At 61.3% G+C, this 25,827-nt stretch carries 20 protein-coding genes and 4 pseudogenes; 4 read left to right on the top strand and 20 right to left on the bottom strand.

Going from position 1 to position 25,827, the window contains the following annotated elements; translation table 11 throughout:
- Positions 1–122: 122 nt before the first annotated feature.
- The 7 genes and pseudogenes from EYS21_RS02580 to EYS21_RS02550 all read right to left on the bottom strand — a co-directional run bounded on the left by EYS21_RS02580 (position 123) and on the right by EYS21_RS02550 (position 6,880).
- Positions 123–359 carry a hypothetical protein gene (locus tag EYS21_RS02580; RefSeq protein WP_131131560.1) on the bottom strand — a complete coding sequence of 79 codons (237 nt, stop codon included), beginning with the start codon at positions 357–359 and terminating at the stop codon, positions 123–125.
- A gap of 156 nt (positions 360–515) precedes the next feature.
- Positions 516–911 (bottom strand): hypothetical protein, encoded by a 396-nt coding sequence (locus EYS21_RS02575; RefSeq protein ID WP_131131559.1) that lies wholly within the window; start codon positions 909–911, stop codon positions 516–518.
- Positions 911–2,302 carry a recombinase family protein gene (locus EYS21_RS02570; RefSeq protein ID WP_131131557.1) on the bottom strand — a complete coding sequence of 464 codons (1,392 nt, stop codon included), beginning with the start codon at positions 2,300–2,302 and terminating at the stop codon, positions 911–913. The genes EYS21_RS02575 and EYS21_RS02570 overlap by 1 nt, the downstream gene beginning before the upstream one ends.
- 8 nt (positions 2,303–2,310) lie before the next feature.
- Positions 2,311–3,194 (bottom strand): annotated as a pseudogene (locus EYS21_RS02565) (type II secretion system F family protein); the annotation flags it as partial.
- Complete coding sequence (locus EYS21_RS02560) at positions 3,191–4,045, bottom strand: type II secretion system F family protein (RefSeq protein WP_131131554.1); 855 nt, start codon at positions 4,043–4,045, stop codon at positions 3,191–3,193. The pseudogene EYS21_RS02565 and the gene EYS21_RS02560, both read right to left, overlap by 4 nt.
- Positions 4,045–5,268, bottom strand: a complete 1,224-nt coding sequence (locus EYS21_RS02555) for an ATPase, T2SS/T4P/T4SS family (protein ID WP_131131553.1) — start codon at positions 5,266–5,268, stop codon at positions 4,045–4,047. Before EYS21_RS02555 ends, EYS21_RS02560 begins: the two co-directional genes overlap by 1 nt.
- Before the next feature lie 133 nt (positions 5,269–5,401).
- Positions 5,402–6,880, bottom strand: coding sequence for a glycosyltransferase family 39 protein (locus tag EYS21_RS02550; RefSeq protein WP_131131551.1), 1,479 nt, complete (start codon positions 6,878–6,880; stop codon positions 5,402–5,404).
- Between the two features lie 740 nt (positions 6,881–7,620).
- On the opposite strand from EYS21_RS02550, the gene EYS21_RS02545 reads away from it, so the two are divergent.
- Complete coding sequence (locus EYS21_RS02545; RefSeq protein ID WP_131131549.1) at positions 7,621–9,453, top strand: GH25 family lysozyme; 1,833 nt, start codon at positions 7,621–7,623, stop codon at positions 9,451–9,453.
- A gap of 635 nt (positions 9,454–10,088) precedes the next feature.
- Here EYS21_RS02545 and EYS21_RS02540 read toward each other — a convergent pair.
- The 12 genes and pseudogenes from EYS21_RS02540 to EYS21_RS02485 all read right to left on the bottom strand — a co-directional run bounded on the left by EYS21_RS02540 (position 10,089) and on the right by EYS21_RS02485 (position 19,674).
- Positions 10,089–10,838, bottom strand: coding sequence for an ATP-binding protein (locus tag EYS21_RS02540; protein ID WP_131131547.1), 750 nt, complete (start codon positions 10,836–10,838; stop codon positions 10,089–10,091).
- Entirely contained in the window at positions 10,835–11,587 is a 753-nt protein-coding gene (locus EYS21_RS02535) for a hypothetical protein (protein WP_131131545.1), read from the bottom strand. The genes EYS21_RS02540 and EYS21_RS02535 overlap by 4 nt, the downstream gene beginning before the upstream one ends.
- Positions 11,588–11,744: 157 nt before the next feature.
- Entirely contained in the window at positions 11,745–12,767 is a 1,023-nt protein-coding gene (locus EYS21_RS02530) for a tyrosine-type recombinase/integrase (protein ID WP_131131543.1), read from the bottom strand.
- A complete protein-coding gene (locus EYS21_RS02525; RefSeq protein ID WP_131131541.1) occupies positions 12,757–13,728 on the bottom strand; it encodes a tyrosine-type recombinase/integrase in 972 nt (323 codons plus the stop codon). The genes EYS21_RS02530 and EYS21_RS02525 overlap by 11 nt, the downstream gene beginning before the upstream one ends.
- A gap of 8 nt (positions 13,729–13,736) precedes the next feature.
- Positions 13,737–14,318, bottom strand: coding sequence for a tyrosine-type recombinase/integrase (locus EYS21_RS02520; protein ID WP_278184710.1), 582 nt, complete (start codon positions 14,316–14,318; stop codon positions 13,737–13,739).
- 73 nt (positions 14,319–14,391) lie between these two features.
- Positions 14,392–14,715 (bottom strand): hypothetical protein, encoded by a 324-nt coding sequence (locus tag EYS21_RS02515; RefSeq protein ID WP_131131538.1) that lies wholly within the window; start codon positions 14,713–14,715, stop codon positions 14,392–14,394.
- A 10-nt stretch (positions 14,716–14,725) separates the two neighbouring features.
- Positions 14,726–14,962 carry a hypothetical protein gene (locus EYS21_RS02510; RefSeq protein WP_131131536.1) on the bottom strand — a complete coding sequence of 79 codons (237 nt, stop codon included), beginning with the start codon at positions 14,960–14,962 and terminating at the stop codon, positions 14,726–14,728.
- 139 nt (positions 14,963–15,101) lie between these two features.
- Positions 15,102–15,860 (bottom strand): annotated as a pseudogene (gene istA, locus EYS21_RS02505) (IS21 family transposase); the annotation flags it as partial.
- 310 nt (positions 15,861–16,170) lie between these two features.
- Entirely contained in the window at positions 16,171–17,550 is a 1,380-nt protein-coding gene (locus EYS21_RS02500) for an oligosaccharide flippase family protein (protein ID WP_347559527.1), read from the bottom strand.
- Positions 17,551–17,595: 45 nt separating this feature from the next.
- Complete coding sequence (locus tag EYS21_RS02495) at positions 17,596–18,492, bottom strand: glycosyltransferase family 2 protein (RefSeq protein ID WP_131131532.1); 897 nt, start codon at positions 18,490–18,492, stop codon at positions 17,596–17,598.
- Positions 18,482–18,901: a DUF2304 domain-containing protein gene (locus EYS21_RS02490; protein WP_131131530.1), complete on the bottom strand. Its 420-nt coding sequence runs from the start codon at positions 18,899–18,901 to the stop codon at positions 18,482–18,484. The genes EYS21_RS02495 and EYS21_RS02490 overlap by 11 nt, the downstream gene beginning before the upstream one ends.
- Positions 18,902–18,903: 2 nt before the next feature.
- On the bottom strand, positions 18,904–19,674 hold the full coding sequence (locus tag EYS21_RS02485) for a glycosyltransferase family 2 protein (RefSeq protein WP_242633243.1): 771 nt from the start codon (positions 19,672–19,674) through the stop codon (positions 18,904–18,906).
- A 125-nt stretch (positions 19,675–19,799) separates the two neighbouring features.
- Between EYS21_RS02485 and EYS21_RS02480 the strand changes: the two genes are divergently transcribed.
- Together EYS21_RS02480 and EYS21_RS02470 are read left to right on the top strand one after the other, a co-directional pair.
- Positions 19,800–21,857: a DUF6541 family protein gene (locus EYS21_RS02480; protein ID WP_347559520.1), complete on the top strand. Its 2,058-nt coding sequence runs from the start codon at positions 19,800–19,802 to the stop codon at positions 21,855–21,857.
- A 749-nt stretch (positions 21,858–22,606) separates the two neighbouring features.
- Positions 22,607–24,167 (top strand): annotated as a pseudogene (locus EYS21_RS02470) (IS1182 family transposase).
- Positions 24,168–24,363: 196 nt separating this feature from the next.
- Here the strand turns inward: EYS21_RS02470 and EYS21_RS02465 are convergent.
- Positions 24,364–25,249 (bottom strand): annotated as a pseudogene (locus tag EYS21_RS02465) (IS5 family transposase).
- 318 nt (positions 25,250–25,567) lie between these two features.
- Between EYS21_RS02465 and EYS21_RS02460 the strand changes: the two are divergent.
- Entirely contained in the window at positions 25,568–25,810 is a 243-nt protein-coding gene (locus EYS21_RS02460) for a hypothetical protein (protein ID WP_131131526.1), read from the top strand.
- Positions 25,811–25,827: the final 17 nt, after the last annotated feature.

Here is a 25,827-nt window from a genome sequence, read left to right as displayed (position 1 = left end):
ACGGGTTGCTCAAGGCGTGTCGCCCCCTTGCCTACGGCGCGAGGGGCTGCTGTTGGTGCTAGCGTTGAGGTGTCGAGTCCGTCCGCACCTTCCCTGAAGGGGCGGACGGTTTCTTTTTTGCTTCACGCGGCTTGACCGCCTGCCGTAGTGGATTCATCAGCGGCGTTGGGCGCAAGCAGTGAAGCGATCCTGTCCCGCTGCTCGCGGGTGAGCGGCGGCGCCTCGTTGACGATTTTTTCCACGTATGCGGCGAGCTTTTCCGCTGCCAGGTCGCGGCGGGCGGCCGTAATTGCTTCTGGATTGTGGCGGCGATGGGCGACGCCGAGTTGCGATTTTGCCTTGAGGATTGCCTGAGACATTGTGAACGGGGGCTTTCCGGGTGGGCAGAGTTGACTGCCAGGTTCACACCGGGGAGCTAATTGGCTACTTCCCCCTGATGGGGGCCCCTACATGATGCGCAGTACGGCTAGCTGCGCGGCCCGTTCGTTGGTACAAATCTTACCTGTACTAGTGGTTCAGGTAAGAGAAATCCTGTATTTCGATTTTGGATTTCCTAGGGCTTTCAGGGCCGCGCCAAGAACGCGGGCGTCCCGCTGTTTCGTAGGTTTGCCGCAGTCCTTGCAGGTGAAGACCCACGCGCCTCCGGGGACGGGTGGGCCTTCAGCCTTGCCGCCATTCACGCTGAGCTCCAGATGCCAGGACATACAGAACGGATCGTTTGGTTGGTCGGGGGCGGCCGTTACCCTGATAGCCACGCCGGTGTCGTGGCCCTTAGTACACCAGACGGGGATGCGGGGCGGACCAACGATATCCGGCCACGCGTCGCCGCTGGTCCGGGCCCGTACCAGCGCGACGGCAGCGGCGTCCCTGGCCAACTTCCAGTACTCGGCCGCCCGTGCCTCTGCGTCCATCAGGAACCACCTTTCCATTCGATCTGAACCTGTTCCGGCGAGAATCTGACGCCCTTACCGGCGGACAGCACGGTTACGTCCATAAGGGCCCGGATGATCTGCCGGCGGGCTCCTAGGTCCAGTGCGGCCCACGCAGCTGATACATCGTCGGCAGCAATGACGGCTGCGGCCGGATTGAAAGTGTCCAGCGCAACGAGGGAACTCTCGACGGCATGGAGCTCTGAGGCCAGTTTCCCGGCCTGCTCCCGCACCGCCACCGCCGAGAGCAGGCCATCGGCGAGGAGCGCGGCCAAGGCGTCGCGGCGGCCGCGGAGATCCGTTGCCTTCCGGCGCAGTGCCGTCGCGTCTACCGTACTGGCGAACAGCGAGGCGGCATCGGGCCGGGATAGGCGGGCGGTAACAACGGTGTTCACGACATCGTCAACCGCCTCCAGCCCGCGCTGCACGCAGTACCCGCTGTAGCACCGATACACCATCTGCTGTCGTCCCTTGACCTTCACTGGGGAAGCGAACATTTTGCCGCCGCATTTTCCGCATAGGCAGATCCCGGACAGGAGATATTTTGAGTTGAGATCGTCCGGGGCGGTGCGGCGCCGCGGATCGGTCAGGCGTTCTACCAGGGCCTGGTGTGTGTCCTGGTCCAGGATCGGCTGCCAGAGGCCGCCGGAGGCCATTTCTTCGCCGTTGTAGACCTGTTTTCCGGCGTAGCGAGGGTTCATGAGCAGCCGCCGTACTTGGGTCACTCCCCACAGCCCGCCGGCTGTGGTGGAAAAGCCGGCAGCGTTCCACTGTTTGGCGATCGCGGCCAAGGTGGATCCTGCGAGCGCTGCCTCCGCGCCGACCCGGATCAGTTCCGCTTCAGCTTCCACTACGAACACCGCCCCGTCAGCGTCCCGGTCGTAGCCGAATGGGCGCCGCGTCCAGAAGGCACGGCCAGCGGTCGCGCGTTGCCGGTTCGCCTCCCGTTGCCGGCTGCCCTTGTGCTGGACCTCCATCGCGGCGATGGCAGTAAGGATCGTTGCCACGGCCACGCCGGTCGGGTCTCCAAGGTCGAGCGAAACGCCGTGGACCGAGGCGATGTTGACCCGGTGGGACTTCCCCGCTTCGATCGTGCGCGTCAGGTCCCGGATGGTCCTGGTGAGCCGGTCCAGGTGCCATACGACGACGGCGTCGACACAGCCGGCCTCGATGTCGCGTAGCAGCCGCTCGAAGTCGGGGCGTTCCTTGCCGGTCGTGGCGCTACGGTCGTTGTCCCTGTAGAGGACGAGGTCGGCCCAGCCCTTGGCATCGGCAAGCTTCCGGCAGGCGGCTTCCTGGCGTTCGACGGCGGCTTCCTGGCCGGTCTTGTCCTCAGATTGACGGACATAAATGGCGACGCTTTGGTGCTCCATAAGAGAAACGGTAGCACTTGACAAGCGGCACCATTATCCCTATCTCTTTCTTGCCGGCTGACTCCATCAGGTCCCTTTTGGCGGTATCCCTGACGTCCTGGGCCTGTGAGCGGAGCACATCCGCCAACGGGGTACCGCGCTCGACGGCAACGATGATGCCGTCGACGAACCGGACCAGCGGACCCAGGTCTGTCCGGGCGGAGAAGTCCTGCAAGGCCTCCACGAGCGGTTTGCCGGCCCTGGTTTCGGCCAGGATTCTTGAGAATTCCTTGGAGAGCTCGCCCCGCGCGCTGCGGCAGACGCGGTCCAGGGCGCCCGTGGCGCTTTCACCGGCGCCGACCGCGAGCGCCATCAACTCGGCCAGGCTCGGGAACTCGGCCATCATCCGGGCTTCACGGTTCCTGATCTGGACACCCAGCCAGTAGTCGCGGAACAGGAAGCCGCCGAACGCGCTGCCGATGACCGAGGCAACAGCCAGCAAAGGACTGAACCGTCCTGCAAAGGCACCGATGACCACCAGTGCCAACGACACAGTAAATCCGGCCGCGGCCCAGAGCAGCTGTTCCGCCCGGAAATCGATCGGCGACTTGTGGATGCCGGCCTGGGCAAGCCGTCGTGCCAGGCCTTTGGAGCCCCGGTTCAACCTGCCCAGCGCGGTTACACCGTCGCGGATCATCGGCCTCATGATGCGTTCCAGCGCGCCGAACGGCGTGACGTTCTGGATTCCGCCGGCCCGCAGCAGCCTTGACTCAAGGTTCTGTGACTTCAGTTGCGGTTCGATGCGCTCGGCCAGGGTGGTGGCGCGCATCACCGGCAAACGGACAAGGATCAGCCAGAGCCCCACTCCGAGGACGATTCCGCAGACAGTGGCGGCAGCCTGCGTGCCTGTCACCGGAGCACCCTTTCGTCCTGCGGAAGGGCGCCGATCCGCAGCATGATCGAGTAGCAGACGAGGGAAACCACCAGGCCGCCCAGCAATACTGCGGCACCCACCGGAGTGTTGTATGCCTGGACCGCTTCCGGCCTCGTGGCAAGAAGGACCATGACGATCCACGGAGCCGCGACGGCAAGCCTGGCGGCGTTGATGGTCCACGACTGGCGGGCTTCAAGCTCGCTCCTGGTCCGAGCGTTTTCGCGGAGGAAGTCCGCGAGGGTTCCAAGCAGCTTCCCTAAGTCGGAGCCTCCGACTTCACGTGTCAGCCGCAGGGCCTCGACGATCCGGTCCGCCACAGGATCGGCCAGACGGTCCTTGAGCTTGTTAAGGGAGGCATCGAACTGGCCGCCGGCGCGGTAGTCCGAGCCGAAGTCCCGGAATACTTGCCGCAGTTCTTCCGGCCCCTTCTCCCCCAGCTGGATGAGGGCCTCCGGCAGCGAGAGTCCTGCCCGGATGGCTGACCGGAGATGGTCCACCACATCTGGCCACAGCTGGCGCAGCATTGCCGTTCTCTTTCTGGCCCGCCACCTCAGCACGCTGACTGGAAGCCAGGCCCCGAAGAGGCCGAAGCATGCCGCCATCGGCCACGAGCGGCTGACCGCGAAGAATACGAGGGCCACAAAAAGACCGAGTCCCAGGCAGCTGGCAATCAGACCCGTCGCTGTGACTTTTTCGATTCCGGCGGAAGCCAGAAGGTCTTCCAGCCGGTTTGTTCTGACCGGCCGGTCAGCCCGTTGGGGATTTTCCCAACACGACCACCAGATAAGGAAGAACCCGGTACCGGCAAGTACCCCCATGAGCGGTGCCATCAGCGCGGTTCCAGCAACGCCGCGACGTCGTAACCTGCACGGCCAAATTTTTCCGCGGCAGGCATGGAGTTGGCCCGCGGTTGCAGTTGCCCGTCATCCATGGCGAAGACCATTGACGACTCGATGATGCCGTTCTCGACTCTCCGCCCCAATGAAAGCACTTCGGTGACCTGTCTGCGCCCGTTATTCTGGCGGCTGCAGTGGACCACGAGGTCAATGCAGGAGGCGACGGTAGGTACGACGAAGGCAGAGGAGATGTTTTCGCCGGCGAGCAGCGGAAGCGTGCAGATCTTGGTTACGGCGTCGTGTGCTGAGTTTGCATGGACCGTGCACATCCCTGGGAGCCCGGAATTCAAGGCTATTAACATGTCCAAACTTTCGGCTTCGCGGACTTCCCCCACGACCAGGCGGTCGGGCCGCATGCGGAGGGCCTCCTTCACCAGCCGGCGCAGCGGAATCTCGCCTTCCCCCTCCAGGTTGGGTTGACGGCACTGGAGGCCCACGACATCCCGCAACGGAAACTGGAGCTCGAAGATCTCCTCCACTGTGATGACCCGTTCCCGGCTGCCAATGCTCGCGGCCAGGCAGTTCAGCATGGTGGTCTTTCCGGCTTGGGTGGCACCGGACACCAAAATGTTAAGACCGCTGGCAACTGCCGCACCGAGGAACCGGGCGGACTGCGGCGTCAGCGTACCGAGCTCCACGAGGTGCTCGAGCCGGCTCGCCTTCACCACGAATTTCCGGATATTCACGGCCCAATGGCGGCGTGTGACATCCGGGATGACCACGTGCAGCCTGGATCCATCCGGCAGTGCTGCGTCCACAAAGGGCGATGACATGTCCAGGCGGCGGCCGGAGCTTTTGAGCATCCGTTCCACCAGGTCACGGACTTGCTGGTCGGTGAGGCTCAGGGACGTCAGTTCGGATTCGCCGTTCCGTGCGACGTAGATTTCGTTCGGGGCATTGAGCCAGATTTCCTCAATGGTTGGATCGTCCAACAGCGGCTGAAGCACACCGAAACCGGCCACAGCATCAAAGACGAACCGGCGCGCAGCCTCCAACGGACCGATCGGAGGGAGGGGCCCCATCAGCGCCCGCTCGTCGTAGTCGGTCACGGCGGCTTCAACCAGCCGCCGGACCTCTCCGGCCTGCCGCGATGGGTCCAGTCCACGACGACGGATCAGCTCACGGACTTCGTCTTCCACGATTTGCACAGCGTCCATGTATCCCCCAAATACAACTGCCGCCCCCGGCGGAGGCAGTGCAACTGGGATACAGCCTAGGGACCGAAAGGCACGCCGCCAAGTCAAAGCAACTGGCCTGTGGATATTCGAAAGTAATGCCCGACCGCTGCCCTTATTCGCGGCTAAACCGAGTCACCCTTGTGGAGGTTCCGCGTTCGCTGTGCCCTCCCGAATACCCGAGGCCATGCAACGCTGATGCCATCTCCGATTTATCTGCCTTCTCAACGAGAACGACGGCAGGACACAATGCGATCTTCGCCGCTGAACTCGAAATATCAAAGCGTTGGTTGAAGATTCGTCGCCATTGCGCCGCAGTCAGGCCGATAGTCGGATCGACCAGGTATTGAAAGCTCTGAGGGTAGGCCTGCAGCGCCAGATCGACGTCGGAATTCATGACAAAGCAGTCCCCGCGATTTGCAAGGCGCTCAACGGACGTCGCGATAAATCGAAAATCATCTTGGATGTCCCGACCATACTGGGTCCGTTGACCCAGATAGGACGGAAGGCATAAGCCAAGAACTGCGGCCGCCGTCATCATCAGTGCGGGCTTGGCTGCACGACCGAAGGAACGGGATAGCAATGCCGACGCTAGCGGCAAGGCTGCCAGAAATGCCATGGCCGGCAACACAAACGTCAGGTACCGCGGCAGGTAGTAATTGCCCCCAAGAATTAGCGACGCGGCTACCACCGCGATCGTGGGCACTAACAGCCAAGGCAGCGCAAGGCGGACCAGGAAATGACGCCTGAACAACACGGCGCACGCAATAGCCAGTGGCCAGCAAAGAAATGCCAAGGCTAACATAGTGAAGTCTTCGCCAGGTGTGGGCGCGGGGAAGACCTGTCCGTCCACGGAGAAGTATCCATCTGCAAAGAATTGCAGAAAAGCGATTTCGTATGGAAAAGCAGGTCCAACTTCCCTGATCCAAGAAATCTGAAACTGCTGCTGACTCGCAGCGACTCCTATGTACACCGCGGGCGCGAGCCACGCGGTTGCCGCGCTGATCATCCCTAGCCACTGGCTGCGTAGTCTCTGATCCCAGATTAAAGTGAGGGCATGCGAGGCCAAAAGAAAAACAGTATAGAAAGAAAGGCTCACTGTGACGAGACCGATAACTGCGTATACCACCCACTTGTAACTTCTCGATCTTTCACGGATGGAAACCAAAACATAGGTGGCCGCAACGGCACCCAAAATAGTTAGGGCGTAAGAACGCCCGTCAGTAGCGGCGTACTGTGTCCTGGGCAACAGCAACAGGAGCACTGACGCCAAAACGCCTAAGTGGACACCAGCGATCTTCTTCCCCAGTTCCACAATTAAGAAGGACGTTGCCACGACAGCCATGATGCTGGGAAACCGTAGGGACGCTTCGGAAAAGCCAAATGCCCGAGACCACACGAACATGATGAAGTAGTAAGCGCCGTGTACTGCATCAACGCTGCTGAGCATTGCCGTAAGCTCAGGAAATTCACGCCTGACAGCACTCAAAGTTGCTGCTTCGTCGGTCCAGAAGCTCGGGCGCCAACTGCCCAATCCTGTGTAGGCAAACGCAATCACTGCCACGACGATCGAAGGCCTGGGGAGTCTAGTCACGCCACAATCCTATGTGCCCAGGGTTACCCACTTCGCCTACGGCGTAGGAGCCCCACCCGCCCAACCACCACAGCAAGCGGCTGTAAAAAAACGTCAACAGGTCCTCGCCGAGTAACGTTGCCGCATCATTCACTCTGGGAACAGCAGAAACACTGGTAACGTTCAAACCACCGGTGTTAGGGTTGGCCCGCTAGGTCTCATCAAGTCCAAATACCGCGCTCGCGTCGGGCCCTCGAGCCTCTAAAGCGCGTATCCTGATGGCGCGCTTCTGGGGAGCCGCCTGAACCGGAGCTCACATGAAGTTTTACTCGTCGTCGCCGGTCTCGCGACCATCCCGTCTGCCCCTTGCAGTCCTCGCACTGGCCGTATCCCTCATGGCCGGACCCGGAATAGCTTCGGCAACCTCTACTTTGCCGTTGGAATCTCACGACGACTCAGGCACATCATCGGAACTGCTCCCGACAGACACGTCCACCGCGAGTACACCCCTGCCTCCCTCCACGTTTGCGCCATCCGAGTCGGCCCCTCCAGCAACTACAGGCTCGTCGCAACCGACGTCCAGCGTGGCGGTACCTGCAACCGCAGACATCCCCCAGCCCGACTCAACGACAGCATCCTCAATGGCGGACGCAATTGGACCAGGCGGCGCAGAAATGGGACAGCGGTCAACTCGCGTGCTAAGTAAGAGCCTGCGGTCAACACTGCTTGAGCCTGCTGCGCCCTCAACAGAAGGCACGTGGATGCCTACCTTCGGTGTTCAAGGACTCGATGTCAGCGGGCACCAGTCTGGAGTTGACTGGCTCCAACAATGGAAGATGGGCGCTCGCTTCGCGTATGTAAAGGCAAGTGAGGGGAACTACTACACGAACCCACTGTATGGCTCGCAATACCAAGGGGCACGAAACGTCGGAATGATACGCGGTGCATACCATTTTGCGATCCCCAATTGGTCTTCAGGCGCCGACCAGGCCCGCTACTTTGTGGATTCCGGCGGCGGATGGACACCCGACGGGCACACCCTGCCCCCCGTGTTGGACTTCGAGTTCAATCCCTACGAAGGTCGGACAATTGGCGGCTTTTACTTCGGTAATACCTGCTACGGCATGTCACCATCCCAACTGACGGCGTGGGTCAAGGATTTCGGTAACACAATGCAGGCGTTGACGGGGCGCCTTCCCGTGATTTATACGAATACTTCCTGGTGGCGGCAATGCCTGAGTGATCCTGAAGGTTTTGGCGACTATCCCCTGTGGGTCGCCGCCTACCCTGGTGTGCCCACAAATGACGCCGGCCCAGTTCCCTCAAGCTGGGAAACATACAGTATGTGGCAGTACAGCAGCACAGGGCCGTTCGCCGGCGATTCAAACGTATGGAACGGCACATACGAAGGGCTTGTCGCTTTCGCTAAGAATGGCGTTCCGCCAGCCGCCATACGAGCAATCGCGGAGCTGAGGGCAGTCACACCGGCACTGGGGTCAGCCACCTCTGACATATCATGCGGATTACCTGGCGGTGGTTGCTATCAAGGGTTTACCTTCGGCGCAGCAGTCTGGCATCCGGCAACAGGCGCGCAACCCAGTTTCGTGGGTCCGATCCGTGACGCTTGGGCTAAAACAGGTTTCGAAGGCGGCAGACTCGGCTATCCCACAAGCAGCGAAATCTGCGGCCTCCGCGACGGAGGCTGTTACCAGGCCTACCAACGCGGCGAAATCCTATACACAAGCACGACGGGGGCACAGCCTTCGCCATTCGGCGAGATCAGGACGAGATATCGTTTGGCGGGAGCCGAAAACGGTGTCCTGGGCTACCCAACCAGCGCCGAAATCTGCAGCGTCACCAACGGGGGCTGCTACCAGTCCTACCAAGGCGGCGAAATCATGTGGTCGGGCGCCACAGGAGCCCAACTGACAGAAACCGGTCCAATCAGAACAACTTACCGCCAAGCAGGCGCGGAAACCGGCGTTTTGGGTTACCCCACCAGCGCAAAAATCTGCGGCCTGCGCGACGGAGGCTGCTACCAGGCCTACCAACGCGGCGAAATCCTCTGGACAACAGCCACAGGCGCCCACATCAGCCGCAGCGGAGGAATCCGCGACCTCTACCGCCGCACCGGAGCCGAAAACGGTGCCCTGGGCTACCCAACCAGCGCCGAAATCTGCAGCGTCACCAGCGGGGGCTGCTACCAGTCCTACCAAGGCGGCGAAATCATGTGGTCGGGCGCCACAGGAGCCCAACTGACAGAAACCGGTCCGATCAGAACAACTTACCGCCAAGCAGGCGCGGAAACCGGCGTTTTGGGTTACCCCACCAGCGCAAAAATCTGCGGCCTGCGCGACGGAGGCTGCTACCAGGCCTACCAACGCGGCGAAATCCTCTGGACAACAGCCACAGGCGCCCACATCAGCCGCAGCGGAGGAATCCGCGACCTCTACCGCCGCACCGGAGCCGAAAACGGTGCCCTGGGCTACCCAACCAGCGCCGAAATCTGCAGCGTCACCAGCGGGGGCTGCTACCAGTCCTACCAAGGCGGAAGAATTATCTGGTCAGCCGCAACCGGCGCACAGATCGGCTAGCCTCAATTTTCATAAGGGTCAGTGATGGTCGTTTGTTGTTATGGTTCGGTTCTCGGGCCTGCCCTGGGGCGTGGAACCCGGCGGCCAGGAATGGTCCAGGCTACCGCGGTGAGTTGGTCAGCAGCGCGGCGGCACGGCGCCCGTCAGTATAGAACAGGGTCGGCTACTCGCCGGGAATCCTTGAGTGGGATGATGATGTCGGTGGCGTTGATGACCCATACATCGGTCCGGCGTCTAACCGGTGAGGACCAAAACGCCTGCGTGTAAATCATCGACTGGCCGGTGAAACTGACCGGCAAGGACGGGAAGATACGACTATTTTTGCTTAGGAAAAGGTGCTCCTTCGCAACGGCAAATAACGCTCTCGACACCACTATTTCCACAGCTCAGACCACCCCTTAGCTGCTTGTACCGCCTGGCGGACGGCGCCCCGCGAAAGCCCAGGGCTAGCTGTTCAAGTCCATTATTTATCTGGCATTCCGCCCAGGGCCGGGGGCGCAAAGTCCCAAGCCCCTGGACGTTGAGTATTTGAAGCTTTGAGCGCCACCTGTTCGTGCGGTTCAGCGCCGGGGTTCGTGCGGGAGAGCGCCAGCGGTCGCGTGGCCTGGCGCCGCTGACGCCCTCCGTGACGGTTGCTAGGCGGTTACGAGTGCCGTGTGCTCGCGCACGTTGTAGCTGCCTGTCTCAACCCAGATCGTGTTGTGAATGATCCGGTCCATGATCGCGTCGGCGTGAACGCCGGAGCCGAGCCGCTGGTGCCAGTCCTTCTGCGAGTACTGGGTGCAGAACACTGTTGACGTCTCACCGTAGCGGCGTTCCATCAGTTCCAGCAGCATGGTGCGCGTCGATTCCGTGGGTCGATCCAGCAGCCACTCATCAATGACCAGCAGGGTAAACGCCGCATATTTGCGCAGGAACTTGCCGGATCCGCCAGGGGTGTCTTGGGCTGCTACCCAAGCTTCCTCGAGGTCGGGCATGCGGACGTAATGTGCGCGGATGCGGTGCTCGCAGGCGCGTTTAGCAATCGCGCATCCCAGGTAGGACTTCCCCGACCCGGTGAACCCTTGGAAGACAACGTTTTGCTGCCGGGCCACGAACGAGCAGGTGCCGAGCTGGCTCAGCAGCGGCCGGTCAAGACCTCGCTCGTCAAGGAGGTCGATGCGGCGCAGGTCAGCGTTCGGGTAGCGCAGCCCCGCCCGCCGGATCAGGCCGCTGACTTTGGCATGGGTGAACGACGCGTAGGCGTCATCGACGACCAGCCGGAGACGATCTTCGAACGGCAGGCTAATGCTCAGCGTCTCATCCTGGGTATCGATGGCCTCCAACAGCTCGCCCGCGTTCATCTCCCGCAGCTTGCGTTTGGTTTCCGTGTCCAGGCGGCTCATCGGGTCCCTCCTGCGTAGTACGAGCTGCCGCGCACGTATCCGCCATCTTCGTCATCAGGGTCCTCGACGTGCCCGGTTTTGTCTTGCCCGGTGTCCAGGATCGGCCGCAGGTGGGCGTAACGGGGCGATCGTATCGGCCCGCGCAGCGCGAGCTGGCATGCGGCTTCGACCCGGGCTGGTGAGAACCTGCGAGACAGGCGCAGGACCGCCAAGGCCGGGTCGTAGCCGGCTTCCTCGATGCGGACGGACTGGAAGATCTTCTCGATCACGGTCCCGGTCGCCGGTCCCATCCGTAAGGCCCAGGCGTCGATCCGGGCCCGGTCCCAGGCTTGCCAGCTGTGCCCCTCAGGAAGGTCGGCTTCGTTCGTCCGATACTGGTTCGTCATCGTCACGGGCAGAAGCAGGTGGCTGGTCAGGCGCTCATCACCCCGATAGATCTCGAGCATGGTGTCCGTGACGCGAAGATCAACATGTGCGCCGATGTGGGTGAACGGGACGGAGTAGAAGTTCTTTGCCCAGACTAGGTGTCCGTTCCGGCCTACTTTGCGCCCATAGGTCCAGGTGCTGATCTCAAACGTCACCGCCGGCAACGGTTGCAGCAGCGGTTTCTCCTCGGCCGTGAACACGCTGAGCCGGGAGCCCTCCCGCTTCTGGAACGGCTGTCGGTTGTAGGCATCGATCTGCTCCCGAATCCGGGCCCGCAGCTGCACCAGGCTGGTGAACTGCTCCTGCCTCAGACCCGCAATCACCCAGGTGGCGATGTGCGAGACAGTGTTTTCGACGCTGGCTTTGTCTTTCTTATCCCGAATTCGGGATAAGAAAGACTATCCCGAGGATTCTGTTATCCCGAGTCGTGCCCGTCATGCGCGGTCTGGCGCGGGTTCAGGAGGCCATTTCTCGGGATAACTATTTGAGTCCGGCGAGCTGGAGGATGAGATCGTCACTACCTTTCCAGATGGGGGCGAGGTCGGGTGTGGTGCTTGCGGCTTTCTGGATTGCCTCGCGGACCATTTGGTTGTCTGCCGATGCGTAGATGCTGGTGGTGGTGATCTTGGCGTGACCGAGGAATTCCTTGATGTGGGGCAGCGGCACGCCGGCGCGTAGCATCTGCATGGCGCGGGCGTGCCGAAGCTGGTGAGCATGGATCCTCCGTTCGGGAAGATCCGGACAATGCTCTCGTGCGACCGTGGCGTGCTTGTTCAGCAGGTAGGAGATGTTGTCCTGGCTCATCGGTTGGTGTTGACCAGACCGGATCGTATAGAACAGGAGCGCGTCCGGTTCGGGTATGCCGGGGTGGAACGCGCTCAGGTATTGGTCGAGGTGGCGACCGGTCTTGTCCATGATGGGGACAGTTCTGCTCTTCCGGCCTTTCCCCGTGAGTGTCACTCGCCCGCGGCCGGGGGTGGTGTCGATGTCTGCCCGCGTCAGGTCTAGGACTTCCTGGACGCGCGCGGCGGCATCGAAGATGAGCAGGATGATGGTGGTGTCTCTCAGGCCACGGCTGGTGTGTTGTCCTGGCGCCCGGATCAGCGCGTCGACGGCGGTCATGGTCAACGCGTCGGGCGCATGAGCCGGTGCGCGGGCCGGCCGGGCTTGTTTGACGTCCAGCCAGATCGCGACGAGCGCCGGTTCTTCTCCTGCGCAATAGGAGAGGAAGGACTTGATCGCGGCCAGCCGCTGGTTGGCCGACGAGGGCGCCAGGTTCTTGGTCTCGAGCAGCCAGGTGGTGAACCCGGTGATGGTGGCACGGTTGATGGCATCGAAGGTGATCTCAGCCAGCTCCAGGTGCCGGGTTTCGCGAAGATAGGCCAGCAGTGCGTTCAGCGCGGTCTTGTAGGAGCGGATGGTGTGCGGGCTGAGCCTGCGTGCCCGGGGAAGGTGGACGGTCAGCCAGGCGCGGACGAGGCGGAAGAAATCATCAGAAGTCATGGGATGCCTCCGGGAGAATGGATTCGATATCGGTGTTGGCGAGCCGGCGCAGGTCGGGGTGGAAATCGGCGGCGAGGTGGAAGTAGTACCAGGTGTCCTCGGTGTTGCTGTGCCCCAGGTGCAGACTCAGGTAGGCAACCAGAACCTCCGGGTCACGGCCGGCACGCGCCCACCGGTTGATGTTCTCGATCACATGGGCGTGGCGCAGGTCGTAGGGACGCGGCGGTGAGCCGATGCTGGCCACGACGGCCGGGCCGGCGGCGGTCAAGAGCTCGTGAAACCAGCAATTGAGGGGTGACGGACTGTAGAAACTCCCCCATTGGTTGGGGAAGAAAGCCGTCCGGTCTGGGTGAAAGGCACTGATTGCGGCGTCGTAGCTCCGGCAGTACTCGTGCAGATCGGGCGACATAAACACGATGCGGTCCTTGTGCCCTTTGGACTCACGAATACTGACGGTGCCCCGGGTCAGATCGACGTCATTTCGGTGCAGTCTCTTGGCTTCGCCAGGTCGTAGGCCTAGGCAGTAGATCATACGGAAAATCGCAGGGATGAGCAGCTGGCGTTGCCCGCCATAGGGCGAGACCGGAATTTGGTCGGCCGCATCAAAGATCGCTCGTAACTGCTCGTGCGAGAAAATGTGAGGGCTGTAGTGGATCTGCCTGCCCGGGATTCCTGACGGGATGACATACGCGGGGACGCCGACACTGCTCATGTGTTTGGCCAGCTGTCTGACCGGGGTGATCCGTCTCATCTGGCCGTTGACGTGCTCACCGGGCCGGGCAACAGCCCAGGTCATAGCCATTTCCCGGGTCAGCGTTCTCTGCCCAGGGTAATCGCGAGCACACAGCGCGTCGAAAGCACGCAGGTGCCGCTCGGACGATAGATAGGGCAGCCCCAGAGCGTGCTTGACGTCGAGTAGAGCCTGGATATGGGCGGCCAGGCTGCTGACGAGAGTGTTCATAGCCGGGCCTATCTTGGCTCAATGCCGGCGAAATCGAGACAGCACTCCCGCATGCGCTTCTCGTCGGCGGCGAGATAATGCTTTGCGGAGTCGATTCCTTGGTGACCGAGTGCACCGGAGATCACCGGAAGGCTCGTGTCGCCCTCGAGCATCCTGGTCGCGAACGAGGCTCGTAACACCCGAAAGCCCTGACCCTTGCCGTTTCGCGGAGATGTCTCGGTGCGGGCGAACGCGCCCGCGGTCACGTTATAAAGGCAGGACGAAGTCGACAGGCCAACGTGGGGTGCCTGGGATCGCAGGAACACCTGGTCGTCGGCGACACCGTCAGGCCTGCCGTGCAGGAGATAGTCAGCGATCGCTTCACCGAAATCAGCCAGGAGCGGCAACGTCAGCACGGCCCCCGTTTTGTGCTGAGTCAGGGTGATCTGTCCCTGCGCCCAATCGATGTTCTGCAAACGCAAATTCACAATGTCGACAGGCCGCAGGCCCGTCCTGGCCGCCAACAGCAGCACCGCCTTGTCCCGGCGGCCTGTCGAGGTGGCCATGTTGGTTGAATTCGTCAGGGCATCAACATCGCAAGACGTCAGCACATCCACGGATCTGAGGCGCCTCGAAACTTGCCGAGGGACTGCTCGAGCCAGGCCAGTGCAGCAGCCGGTTTCCTCAAGAAAGCGACACAACACCCGCACCGCAGTGACGACTGCTGCCGGGCTGATAGCGTCGGCCAAGGAAGATCACCGCCGCCGCAACATCCGCGCCAGACAGCGCCCGAGCGTTTGTCACACCTCGTTCAGGCAGCCACGCCAAAATCGTGCGGCTCACCGTGGCATAGAGTTCCCTCGTGGCGACGGCCAGGCGCTGGCTTTCCAACCACGTCTCGAACTGTTCCTGAACCGGACGAAACACCGCATCGAGCGCATCATTCGGATGCGTCTGACGAGACAGCGCCCATCGGTAAGAACCTGTCCGTGCCACCTCAACGAGCACCAGGGTCGACTTACGCAGCAGCTTGCGCTTCCACCCCCTTCATCTGGCCGTCCCTGTGTCCTGCGGCAACGACCTGCAAATAGGAAGCCACAACCTCATCCGTGAGGGCCGCCACGGCCTTCTCAGAACAGAACGACGCGAACTGGGACCACGCCCACCGATATTGCATGCGCGTTGAGGGCGCATTACCCAGCCCGTTCATTGCAGCGTCCGCCTGCACGATCAGCTCAGCGATAGAAACATTCATTTCTTGCTCACCTCCAAGTGAAAATCAATAGAGATGAGCCAACGAAAACACGCGATGGTTATCCCGAGGAATGCCGCCCTGCGGCCGCTCCCGCAGGCGCATGACGGCAACGACTCGGGATAACAGAATCCTCGGGATAGTCTTTCGGGTGCCGCACCCGGCCCGGTAGTACCGCCGCCGAATAATGCGCCGCCATCTCCCGGTAGGCGTCGTTGAGGACGACTTCGCCCTCGCGCGGGTGAGAGATCACCCCGGTCTTCAGGTTGTCCGGGACGAGCCGCGGGACCGTGCCGCCGAAGAATGCGAACATCGCCGCATGCGCGCGCAGCCACGACTCCTGCCGCATATCCAACGTCGCCTCCACGAACGCATACCTGCTGAACGGCAGGCAGGCGACGAACAGATACACCTTCGAGATCTCTCCCGTTGCCGGGTCAACGAGCTGCATCGTAGGCCCGGACCAGTCGACCTCGACGCTGCGGCCGGCCTTATGGCCGACCCGGGACGACGCGCCAGTGACGTTCGCGTAATCGCCGTAAAGCCTGCAGAACCGGTCATAACTCATCGCCGCCTGCCCGGCCCGACTGCACCCGTCGAGATACTCCTGGTGCAGCAGCTTCAACGTCACCCCGACCCTGGCCAGCTCACGGTGCACCTGGACCCAGTCCGGCTGGGCGAACACGCTCTCCCGCACCCCGCGGCCGGGAAACAACGTCAGATACACATCGCCCTCAGATTTCTCCGCAACGTCGTCCCAACCGAGCCCGAGCTGATCCGCAGCGTCGATCACCGCCTGAATGCTGTGCCTCGACATGCCCTGAGCAAGCGAGATCGCTCTGCCGGACAGGCCCTGGTTGCGCAACTGCAAGACGAGCTTCGCCCTGATCTTCCGTACCATTACCGGTACTCCTTCCACCACGTGGCCGTCACGCGGTGGAAGGAGCCTTACAGGTGGCGCTCAACCACACCAACACCGGCGCTGACCAGCGCAAATCATGGGCTGGGACCCCGGCGCTAACCCGCACCACACATGGACCCCTCAAGAACGAATATTCAGGACGTCACATCCAACCGACTACTTCAACGGATTCGAGGCCCATCGCCGGTCGATAATTTGGTTTCGGAGACACCTCGAATATAACTAACGTTCCTTGCAGCCCCTTCAGGCCGCTGAGGGCCGGACAATTTCCCACTTTGGAGCAGTCCCGTCAGCCGTGCTCGGACCTTCGCCTAGCCGATCGCAGATACAGCCCGACGAGCAGAAGCAGGACTCCTGCGCTAGCGACCTGCAAAGAGCCTGCCAGGAGGGTGACGGGCAAGGGACTTAGCACCGCAACAGCAACGACGTGAATGGCGGCAAGCAAGGCGAAGAGCCCAACCGGCCACGAGCCATGGGTCGTCGTCCGGACAACCAGCCAGTACGCGACGCCTAAGATAAAGAACCCAGCGCCTTGGATACATGCAACCGCAAGCAAGTCTCCGGCGGCAGCGAATGGCACGGCAGCCGAAGCCATCGCAACTAAAACCAGTGGGGTAATGAAGGCCATCGACCGCGTCTTGTCCAAAATGTAAACCACGTTAGTGACGATAAGGAAAAGGCCGTACCCCAGCGAAACCAACGGAAGAATCCTTGCCACCGGAGCCAGCTCGTCCGGGAGGGGGGTCAAGATAATGCTGCCCGCGGAAGCTGCAGAAGAGGCGAGAATGCCGATCGCAGCAGATGCAAGCAGAGCCTCGGTTGCTACCGCACGCAAGACTACGGGTAGTTTATCTGCCGCTGATTCCATCAGACGCGTCGACCACGCATTGTTAAGGGCGTTTAGCAGCGTAAGCGGACCAAGTGCAAATATCAGTACTGCCCCAAATTGGCCCGCGGGTACCGCCCCCGAAAGAGCAGCCAGCAGGAGAACGGCACCTTGAGTAAGAAGCATGAGCGCACCTGTGTGAGGCAATAGCGGCAAAGCGATGGAGAGTGACTCACGCATGACGCCCCTAACACGCCAAGGGATCACCGGTGGAACAAGAACAAGGGCAACTGCCGCACCTGCGCCGACGACGCATGAATAAGCAGTGAGATAGGCCGTGGCGCTTGGCGTAGCGAATAAGATTGCGGCCAGTCCGGCCAGGTTCGCTCCTACGGATGAGATTAGACTCAGAACCACGAACGCCAATGGCCTGTTTTCGGCGCGCAGGACAGCCTGCGCGCCGAGAATGGCTCCGAGGAGGCCAATCGATAGCATAGCCAACAGAGTCGGCCAGGGGACCTGCACCCCTGACACTTGGGAGCCTGCGACCACGCCACCGGCAAAAATAAGACCGAGCAACAGTGCAGCCATAGCAAGGAAGCTATGCATACCATGAGCCCTGGATCGACCATTATGCGCGTCGAACCAGACTCGGGTGATTGCCAGGGGCAGGCCCGCTGAGATTAGGACAACTAGAACCTGAATCGTGACCACTGAAGTGGACACAAGACCCCACTGTTCGGCGTCAAGGACACGAATGGCGAACGGCTGTATTAGAAGCAGTCCCACGCCCTGAACCAAGGAACCGAGCAGATAGAGAAGAGCCGCTCGAGGTCCGGTCATAGTGCGTGCCGTGCCCGTTTTGGACTCTGCGATCATTTGGAGCTACTACGGCCGCACTACGTGCGTTGCAAGCTTCAGCAGACCAGGCCACATGCGCTTCTGAATCACCTTCGGCGCAAGAGTCAGCGCATGCAGCCGCGAAGAGATGTGCAACTTTGCTGCCGCCGCGGCGTCTGTCCAACCCAGGCGGGCGAAATCGCGGGCAGATTCGTCGAAGAACGCACGTTCCTCAGCGAACCTGCGCCCATCCAGTGCCTGAATAGAAGAATCAGACTCGCGATGACGGCGGTATTGGAAGCAGATCGAGTTGGACACCATCATCTTGCCGCCATCCATGATGATATCCATAGCGAGCCCTAGATCCTGCACCACGTTGTACTGCTCGCGGAAGCTGTGCTTCTTGATTGCCTCTGATCGCCAAGCGACGGAAGGGAAATAAAGCCAGTCTCCTGTGATCAAGCTTTTTGCTACAGGTTCACCTGCGAGAACTGCATCAGTGCTGTGGCCAACGATCCGCTTCCTCAGGACATTCTTCACCTTGTCACCTAAAGGAGAGTAGACGACTCCATCCTCGTCGATGACGTCTACGCCCGGCTGGACAATATCCACGTCGGCATTACTAAATGCTTTGCGGATGGTCTCAATATAGTTGGGCAGCATGATGTCGTCAGCCCCCATAATGACCGTGAACTCATGTTCAATGAGGCCGAGGCATTTGCGATAGTTGCCGTTGGCGCCAAGGTTGACTTCATTGCGGAGGTAATGGACGCGGCGGTCACCAGCGACCAGGGCTTCAAAGTAGACCGGGAGGCTCTCGTCGGGATAGCCGTCGTCGACGATTGTCAGTTTGAAGTCGGTATCGTTTTGTGCCAAAACAGACTCGACGGCCGCTTTCATCATCGCGACATCGCCGTAGTAAGGCAGCATTACATCAATGGTCATTAGACTCTTTCCGTGTGGGTTGGCCCAGTACGGCGTGGCCGTCGAGCTTCTTGGCCGGAGGCTCAGCGGCACGACGCTCCAGCGCCTCCACTGACCCCCGAAGAATGGAAACTTCCTCGGCAAGAATCCGAGTTTCGTCTTCGAGGATTGTCAATTCTCGGGAAACATGCAACCCGACGCCAACTAGGAGAACGATGGCTAAGGCAAATAGAAGATTGGCTGGGACCCGGATGCCTACTACCGACGCCGCCCAATCAAGGAGTTCTGGGAATATCCCCAAAATTATCGTCAGCCCACCGACTACGAGCCACATCACTGTGTACTTCTCGCGCAACTTACCTTGCCGCAGCATCTGCAGCACGGTCAGAACCATGGCTACAGCAATCACCAATGCCGACGCAACACTCATGATCAAATACTGCTTTCGCCTGCTATGGAGCCCAACTCGGGGCTAACTATGGTGTGAGGTGCCGGCGTCTTGCGCCGGGCTAACGCGAAACAGAGTACCAAGCCCGAGCGAGCCAAGTAGATGGCTGACTTCAGGGGACCGGTACTAGGGGTTCCTGCCTGGCGGACCTTCATTTCTACCGGCACTTGGGTAACGGTACACCCCGATTTGATGGCGACAACGAGAGAGTCGATGGTGTCGCCGAGATACTCGGCCGGAAAGTGGTCAATGTACTGATGCAGCGCTCGTTCGTTTGCGGCGCGGAATCCAGAAGTCACGTCGGTCAACTCTGCGCGTGCGACCATCGATATGACCCTGGCGAGAACTGACATCGCCCAACGCCGTGGACCTTTAACGTCGTAGCTCCCTCTGCCGGCAAAACGGGCCCCAATGGAGATGTCCGCCGTCTCCAGCCCGGCAATAACTCTGTCGATGTCGAGTGGGTCGTGTTGCCCATCCGAATCAACTTGGATGGCTGCCGAATACCCATTGCGAATGGCGTACTTGAAACCAGTCCGCATGGCACCGCCAACTCCGAGGTTGAACGGAAGTCGAAGGACCACAGCGCCAGCCTCACGTGCGACGCGGGCTGTGTCATCTTTCGAACCATCATCGACAACGAGGACGTCATGACGAACGGTCCTTAGCACGTCCCTGATGGTGTCTCCAATGGCCTCTGCTTCGTTCCAAGCTGGCATGATGATGAGGACGCCGGAAGTATTCGAGTTGACCATGGTGCCTAACTATATCAAGAGCTGAAGGCCTCGGACCTCCACTGAGAGTAATCGGCGGCGAGGCCGCGCCGAGATAAACAAGGCATACTTGAACCGTTCGAACGGCATTTGAGGAGATTCAGTTCATGACCTGGTGGCAATCCGTCCCTACACTTCTTGGGACTATCTTGATCTTCTTCGTTCCAGGATTGGCCGCACTTGCTGCAGCAGGAGTTCGGCGCGTGAACCTCATCACCCTCGCAGCTCCTGTGTCCTTCTCCATGGCTTCCGTTCTCGCTGTGCTCCTGGACGTACTCAACGTGCCATTTGGTCCCTTCACTTATCTAGCTTCGTGCTTCGTCACAATACTGGCGGCACTCGCTGCCCGAACCCTGTGGATACGCCGCTACTCCGACTCGCGGACCGCAGCAACGTGCGGCGTCCTAGGAGCCAACGGTCCTGTTCCTCTCAGCACTAAACTCCAACGTTTGTGGCCGCTGGTCGTGTTTGCTGCTGTGGCCATCCCGGCCGCCATCATCGCCTACCGGTATGTCCGAGGCTTCGGCCAGCCAGACAATTTGTCGCAGACGTTTGACAACGTCTATCACCTCAATGCAATCCGTCATATCGCTGAAACCCAGAATGGGTCGTCACTGACGCTCGGAAACCTTACAGAAGCTTCCGCAGGGTTCTATCCGGCTGCCATGCACGATCTGATGGCCCTCGTATTTATGCTTGGCGGTTCGTCTGTGATGGAGGTTGTCAACATTGGAACCGTCGTTATCGGCGCCGTCATCTGGCCTTTGTCTTGCATCTTCCTGATCACACGCATCGTGGGTAACCAGGCAACGGCCATTCTGGCTGCAGGCGTTCTATCAGCCGGCTTCAGCGCTTTCCCCTACTTGATGGTTGCCTTCGGCGTCCTATATCCCAACCACGCTGCTATCGCGATCCTTCCGGCGGCCCTTGGGCTTGGCATCGAGGCCCTCGGGCTGTCCCCCTGCAAGCCTTCATCGATCTGGCCTCCACTAATAGGGCTGGCCGTCGTCGCGCCCGGGCTGGCACTGGCGCACCCGAGCGCCATCGTTGCACTAATCGGCTTTGGTGCGGCTCCGGTCCTCGCCGCCCTCGTCCGCTCCTGGCGCTTGTTTCGACGCCGCAAAACGACTGCTCGACGACTCCAGATATGGCTTGTATTTACAGTTGCCTATCTTGCAGTTGCGCTCCTTGTCTGGGTGACGATACGCCCAAGCCTCGCTGCCGCACCCTGGACGCCATTTCAATCGAACGCACGCGCAATTGGTGAGGTGCTCACCAGCGCGCCAATGGGCACCACCGCTGCGTGGGTAATGATGGTCCTCACGGTGATCGGCATTTATGTGTGCGCCAGGCGACTCGGACAGTTCTGGTGGGTGCTGGCGATGTACGCCTTCGGCGGCGCTCTCTACCTGATCGTTTCTTCTTGGGCCTTGGGTGATTTTCGGACGTTCTGGACAGGAGTCTGGTATAACGACAGTTTCCGGTTGGCAGCCCTGCTTCCCGCTGTCACTTTGCCTCTTGCAGTCATGGGCACGCAGTGGCTCACGTGGCGGCTAAGGGCACTATGTGACTCTCTGGCCGCGCGCGGAAAGGTGAATCCGCAGAAATTGCCGCCTGTCATTCAGCCGATAGCTGCTCGCCTACCCTCCTACACAGGAGTGGCAGCCGCAGTAGCAGCAGTTCTTGTCCTTGGCGCTGCTGCGCAAGGAGGAACATTGTCGAATGTGCAACAGCGGTTGGACACCATTTTCGAAACGAAACAAGATTCGTACCTGCTAACGACAGACGAAACCTCAATGCTGGCGATACTGCCTGACTTGGTTCCGCGCACCGATGTGGTGGTGGCAAACCCCCGGACTGGGGGGTCATTGGTATATGCCGTCTCAAACCGTAAGACCCTGGCCCCACATATTTTTGGCGATAGGACACCGGATGAGCAATACCTTCTTGACCATTGGGCCGAGGCAGCCTATAACAACAAGGTGTGTCCCATAGTCAAGGAACTACACGCATACTGGGCTCTCGACTTTGGTGACTTCGAAGTAGTACCGGGCGATGAACCCTTTATTGGACTCCGTGACCTTTCAGATGGCAGTGCCCCAGGGATGAGGCTCGAAAAGTCCATCGGCAAAGTCAATCTGTATCGTGTGACGGCCTGCGATTGACCAGCTGCGAGTCCCCGGACGGCGTTCGCCACGTCACCCGGTCTAGGCAGGCCTTATCGAAAACGTATCGACATTGGCAAGTGCGGGTTCCACGCCGTTGCAATGGACCGGCCGGGGAAGAACTATACGAACACCGCCTTTCGTAACGGCCAGTTCAGGCTGCCCCAGATCCTGATCGTAGTTGACCAATTGGCCACCGGCCTGGCAATGCGCCGGATCGCCAACCCGCACCTTGGCGAATGGAAAACCGATGCCCGGGAAACATTCATCACCACCGACGCGGCAAGGCCGCCAAACCCCGCGCCGATGTGGGCGAACGCCCTGAGGCGGGATTATCGAGGCCCTGCGACGCCCTGCGCCAGCAAACTGTCACAGCGATAGGAACGACCGCTGCGATGATCTTATGCCCTACTGGTGATGGTGTCCTCGCATTCTCGGTTCATCCTTGCCTGGATGCTCCCGTCCCCGATGACCGGGGACCCGTTGGCCGGGATGTGGAACCTGGTCGGCTCTCTGGGGGCGGTGCCGCGGCGGCTGACATGGGACAACGAAACAGGCATCTGGCGGCGATACAGCTCTGCCAAAGGGGTCGCTGCGATCGTGATCGTCCCGACCAGAATAGTGCAAGTCAAGTCCAACGATCCGGAGAGCACGGGCGTGGCGGAGCGGGCCACCTAGGAGCCTGCTGAAATAAGCGGTGAATGGGCGCGTCGGCTGGACTCACGTGCCTGGTGGTTAAGACTGGTCTTATGCAGGGACGCGAGGACGCGCAACGAGGGTTTTTGGATGTGGAGGCGCTGGCCGGAGAGTTGTTGGCTCCGGGCAGCGTCTTCGCTTTTCTGGCCACACATCGGGGGCGTCTGTTTCCGGATTCGATGATGGAGGACCTCTTCCCATCGCGGCGGGGCCGGCCTTCAGTTCCGGCGCCGGTGATCGGCTCGGTGCTGGTGTTGCAGGCATTGCAGGGCCTCTCGGACCGGGAAACCGCCGAGGCGTTGACCTTTGACCTGCGCTGGAAAGCCGCGTGCGGATACGGGCTGACCGACACGGCGTTCCACCCGAGCACGCTGACGTACTGGCGACGGCGTCTGGCCGGATCGGGAAACCCGCACCGAATCATGGAGGCCATCGCCGAAGTCGTCGCCGAGACGGGGGTCCTGAAGGGCAAGCGCCGGAGGGCGGTGGATTCGACGGTCCTGGACGACGCGGTCGCCCGACAGGACACCATCACGCAACTGATCGTCGGGATCCGCCGCTTCGGCCGTGACGTCCCTGACGGCCAGGACCTGCTGAGCACCCACGCGGTCGGGTATGACTACACCCGCACCGGCAAACCGGACATCGCCTGGGACGACCAGGACGCCAAGGACGGGCTGATCTCCGCGCCGGTCACCGACGCGCTGGCGCTGCTGGCCGCGGTCGATCCCGAGACGTTGGACGGCAAGGCCGCCGATTCGTACGCGCTGCTTGCACTCGTCGCGGGGCAGGACGTGGAACCGGCCGAGGACTCGGACGGGACCGACGGGCGGTGGCGTATCGCCCGCAAAGTCGCCCCGGACCGGATGATCTCCACCGTGGATCCGGACGCCCGGCACGCGCACAAGACCCAGTCCCGGCAACAGGACGGATTCAAGGCCCACATTGTCATCGAGCCCGACACCGGGCTGATCACCGCCGCGGAACTGACCAAGGCCTCAGGACCGGAGAACAGTGACGGGGCCGTCGGCGCCCGGCTGATCGGCACGGATCCCACGATCGCCGGCACCAGCGTGGACGTTCTGGCCGACTCAGCCTACGGTTCCGGGGAAATGCTCGCCGCTCTCGCCGGCACCGGCCATACCCCGGTGATCAAACCATGGCCGCTGCGCCCAGCCGTCGAGGGCGGGTTCACCCTCGATGACTTCACCGTCGATGAAGCAGCCGGCACCGCGATTTGCCCGAACGGCATCACCAGGAACATCACCGCCAAGCGGCGGGTTACGTTCGGCGCGGTATGCGCGGGCTGTCCTTTCAGGGACCGGTGCACCGCCTCACCGCGGGGGCGCAAGCTTGTTCTCCACGAACACGACGCGTTACAGCGCGAACACCGGCAACGCGCCACGGATCCGGCCTTCAGGGATACTTACCGCACGCACCGGCCGATGGTCGAGCGGTCCATCGCCTGGATCACCCGCGGCAACCGCCGCGTTCCCCACCGCGGCATCAGCCGGAACAACGCCTGGCTGCAACCTACGGATCGCGGGACTAAACCTGCGACGAATGCTCGCCCTCGGACTGACCGTGAAGCAGGGATCCTGGGCGCTGGGATAAACCCCCGCTAGAACCCGGACCATCGATAAAACCACTGGATGACGCCTCAGATCTGAGGCAAAATGAAGGCACGCGGGCGGAATGACCCCGTTGTCGCACCCTAGAGTGCTGACCTGAACACGCCGTTTGACGGCCATTGGTGGCGTTCCGCCCGCCCCGACACCCCTTTTTCAGCAGCCTCCTAGGGCGTGTCTCCTTATTGGCGTAGCCAGATGACAACGGCGTAGAGGACGACGCCGGCTCGATAGGTCAGTGCGAGTTTGTCGTAACGGGTGGCGATGCCGCGCCATTGTTTGAAGAGACTGAAGGATCTCTCCACAGTGTTGCGGCCTTTGTAGGTCTCGGCGTCGAAGTTCACGGGGCGTCCGCCGCGTGAACCGCGGCGTTTGCGGTGTCCTATTTGGTCGGAGGGCTCGGGGATGACGGCTTTGATGCCCCGTCCTCGCAGCAGTGCCCGGTTTGCCCTGGACGAGTAAGCCTTGTCGCCCATGACGGCATCCGGGCGGGTCCTGGCGCGGCCTCCGCCGAGGCGGGGAACCCGTACTGCTTCCATGACGACCGGAAACATGGGCGAATCGCCGCCCTGGCCGGGGCCAAGAATCATCGCCAATGGTCGGCCTTTGCCGTCACAGGCGTGATGGATCTTGGTGCTCAGCCCGCCGCGGGAGCGGCCGATGGCGTGATCCGGGGGTTCAGCAAACAGTTTCTTGTAATTCGGCAGTTCCCCCTGTGGCGCGGGGAAGGTTCGTCCCGTGCTGGTGGCTCGATTGATGGTCGAGTCCACCGAAACCGTCCAGTCGATCACTCCGGCGGCGTCTGTCCGCTTCGGCCAGAAGCTGTCCGTGGACCCGGTCCCACGTTCCGTCGGACGCGTATCGGCGGTGCCGTTTCCAAACCGTCTGCCACGGACCGAACTCCGCGGGAAGGTCCCGCCAGGCAATCCCACACCGGTACCGGTAAATGATGCCTTCAACGACTTTGCGATTGCTCCGGAACGGACGCCCACGCATCCCGTCAGAACTCGGCAACAACGGCTCGATCCGGGACCACTGATCATCACTTAAGACAGAAGTTCGCGACACCCCTCAAGCATTCCAGCCAGCCACCCCCGGATTTAGGAGACACGCCCTAGGTCCTGGAGACCTGGTTCCTGCCCGGCCGGACCGTCGCCTCGCCGGAGGATTTCAACGCCCAGCTTGGACGGGCGCTGCGTGGGAAGCCATCCCCGGTCCTGGGGCGCCGGTCTGACGATCACAGATCCGGAGCATGTCGAGGCCGCCCGGACGCTGCGGAAAGGCCCTCCCAAACCCCGCACCATTCTTGGACACGGCCTGTCTGCGGGACCTGGCCGATTTTCGACCGGGCTTCTGTGTCGTCCTTGATAACGGGCAGGTCGCCTGATGACCAACGCCAAGGAAACTGCCCGGCGAAATCGAGTACTGTTCCCGGGCTATGAAGGCATCCCGGATCCAGTAAGCAGCAGCCCGGCCCGCGAAACCGGCAGGACCCTTGAGGAATACCCCACCGCGGTCCTCTCCCGTGAAGTTGCCGCCCGCGAAGCCTCCGACGCCAAGATGGGTGCCCGGGCAGCCGGTTCCCTGCCCTCAAATCGCTCAAGGACTTCAGCTTCTGCGGACTTGTGAGCGGCCGACGATCAGCG

The organism is Arthrobacter sp. S39, from assembly GCF_004320525.1.
GTDB lineage: Bacteria > Actinomycetota > Actinomycetes > Actinomycetales > Micrococcaceae > Arthrobacter.
Note: the sequence above shows the minus strand (reverse complement) of the source record. Positions and strands in the feature narration are given on the sequence as shown.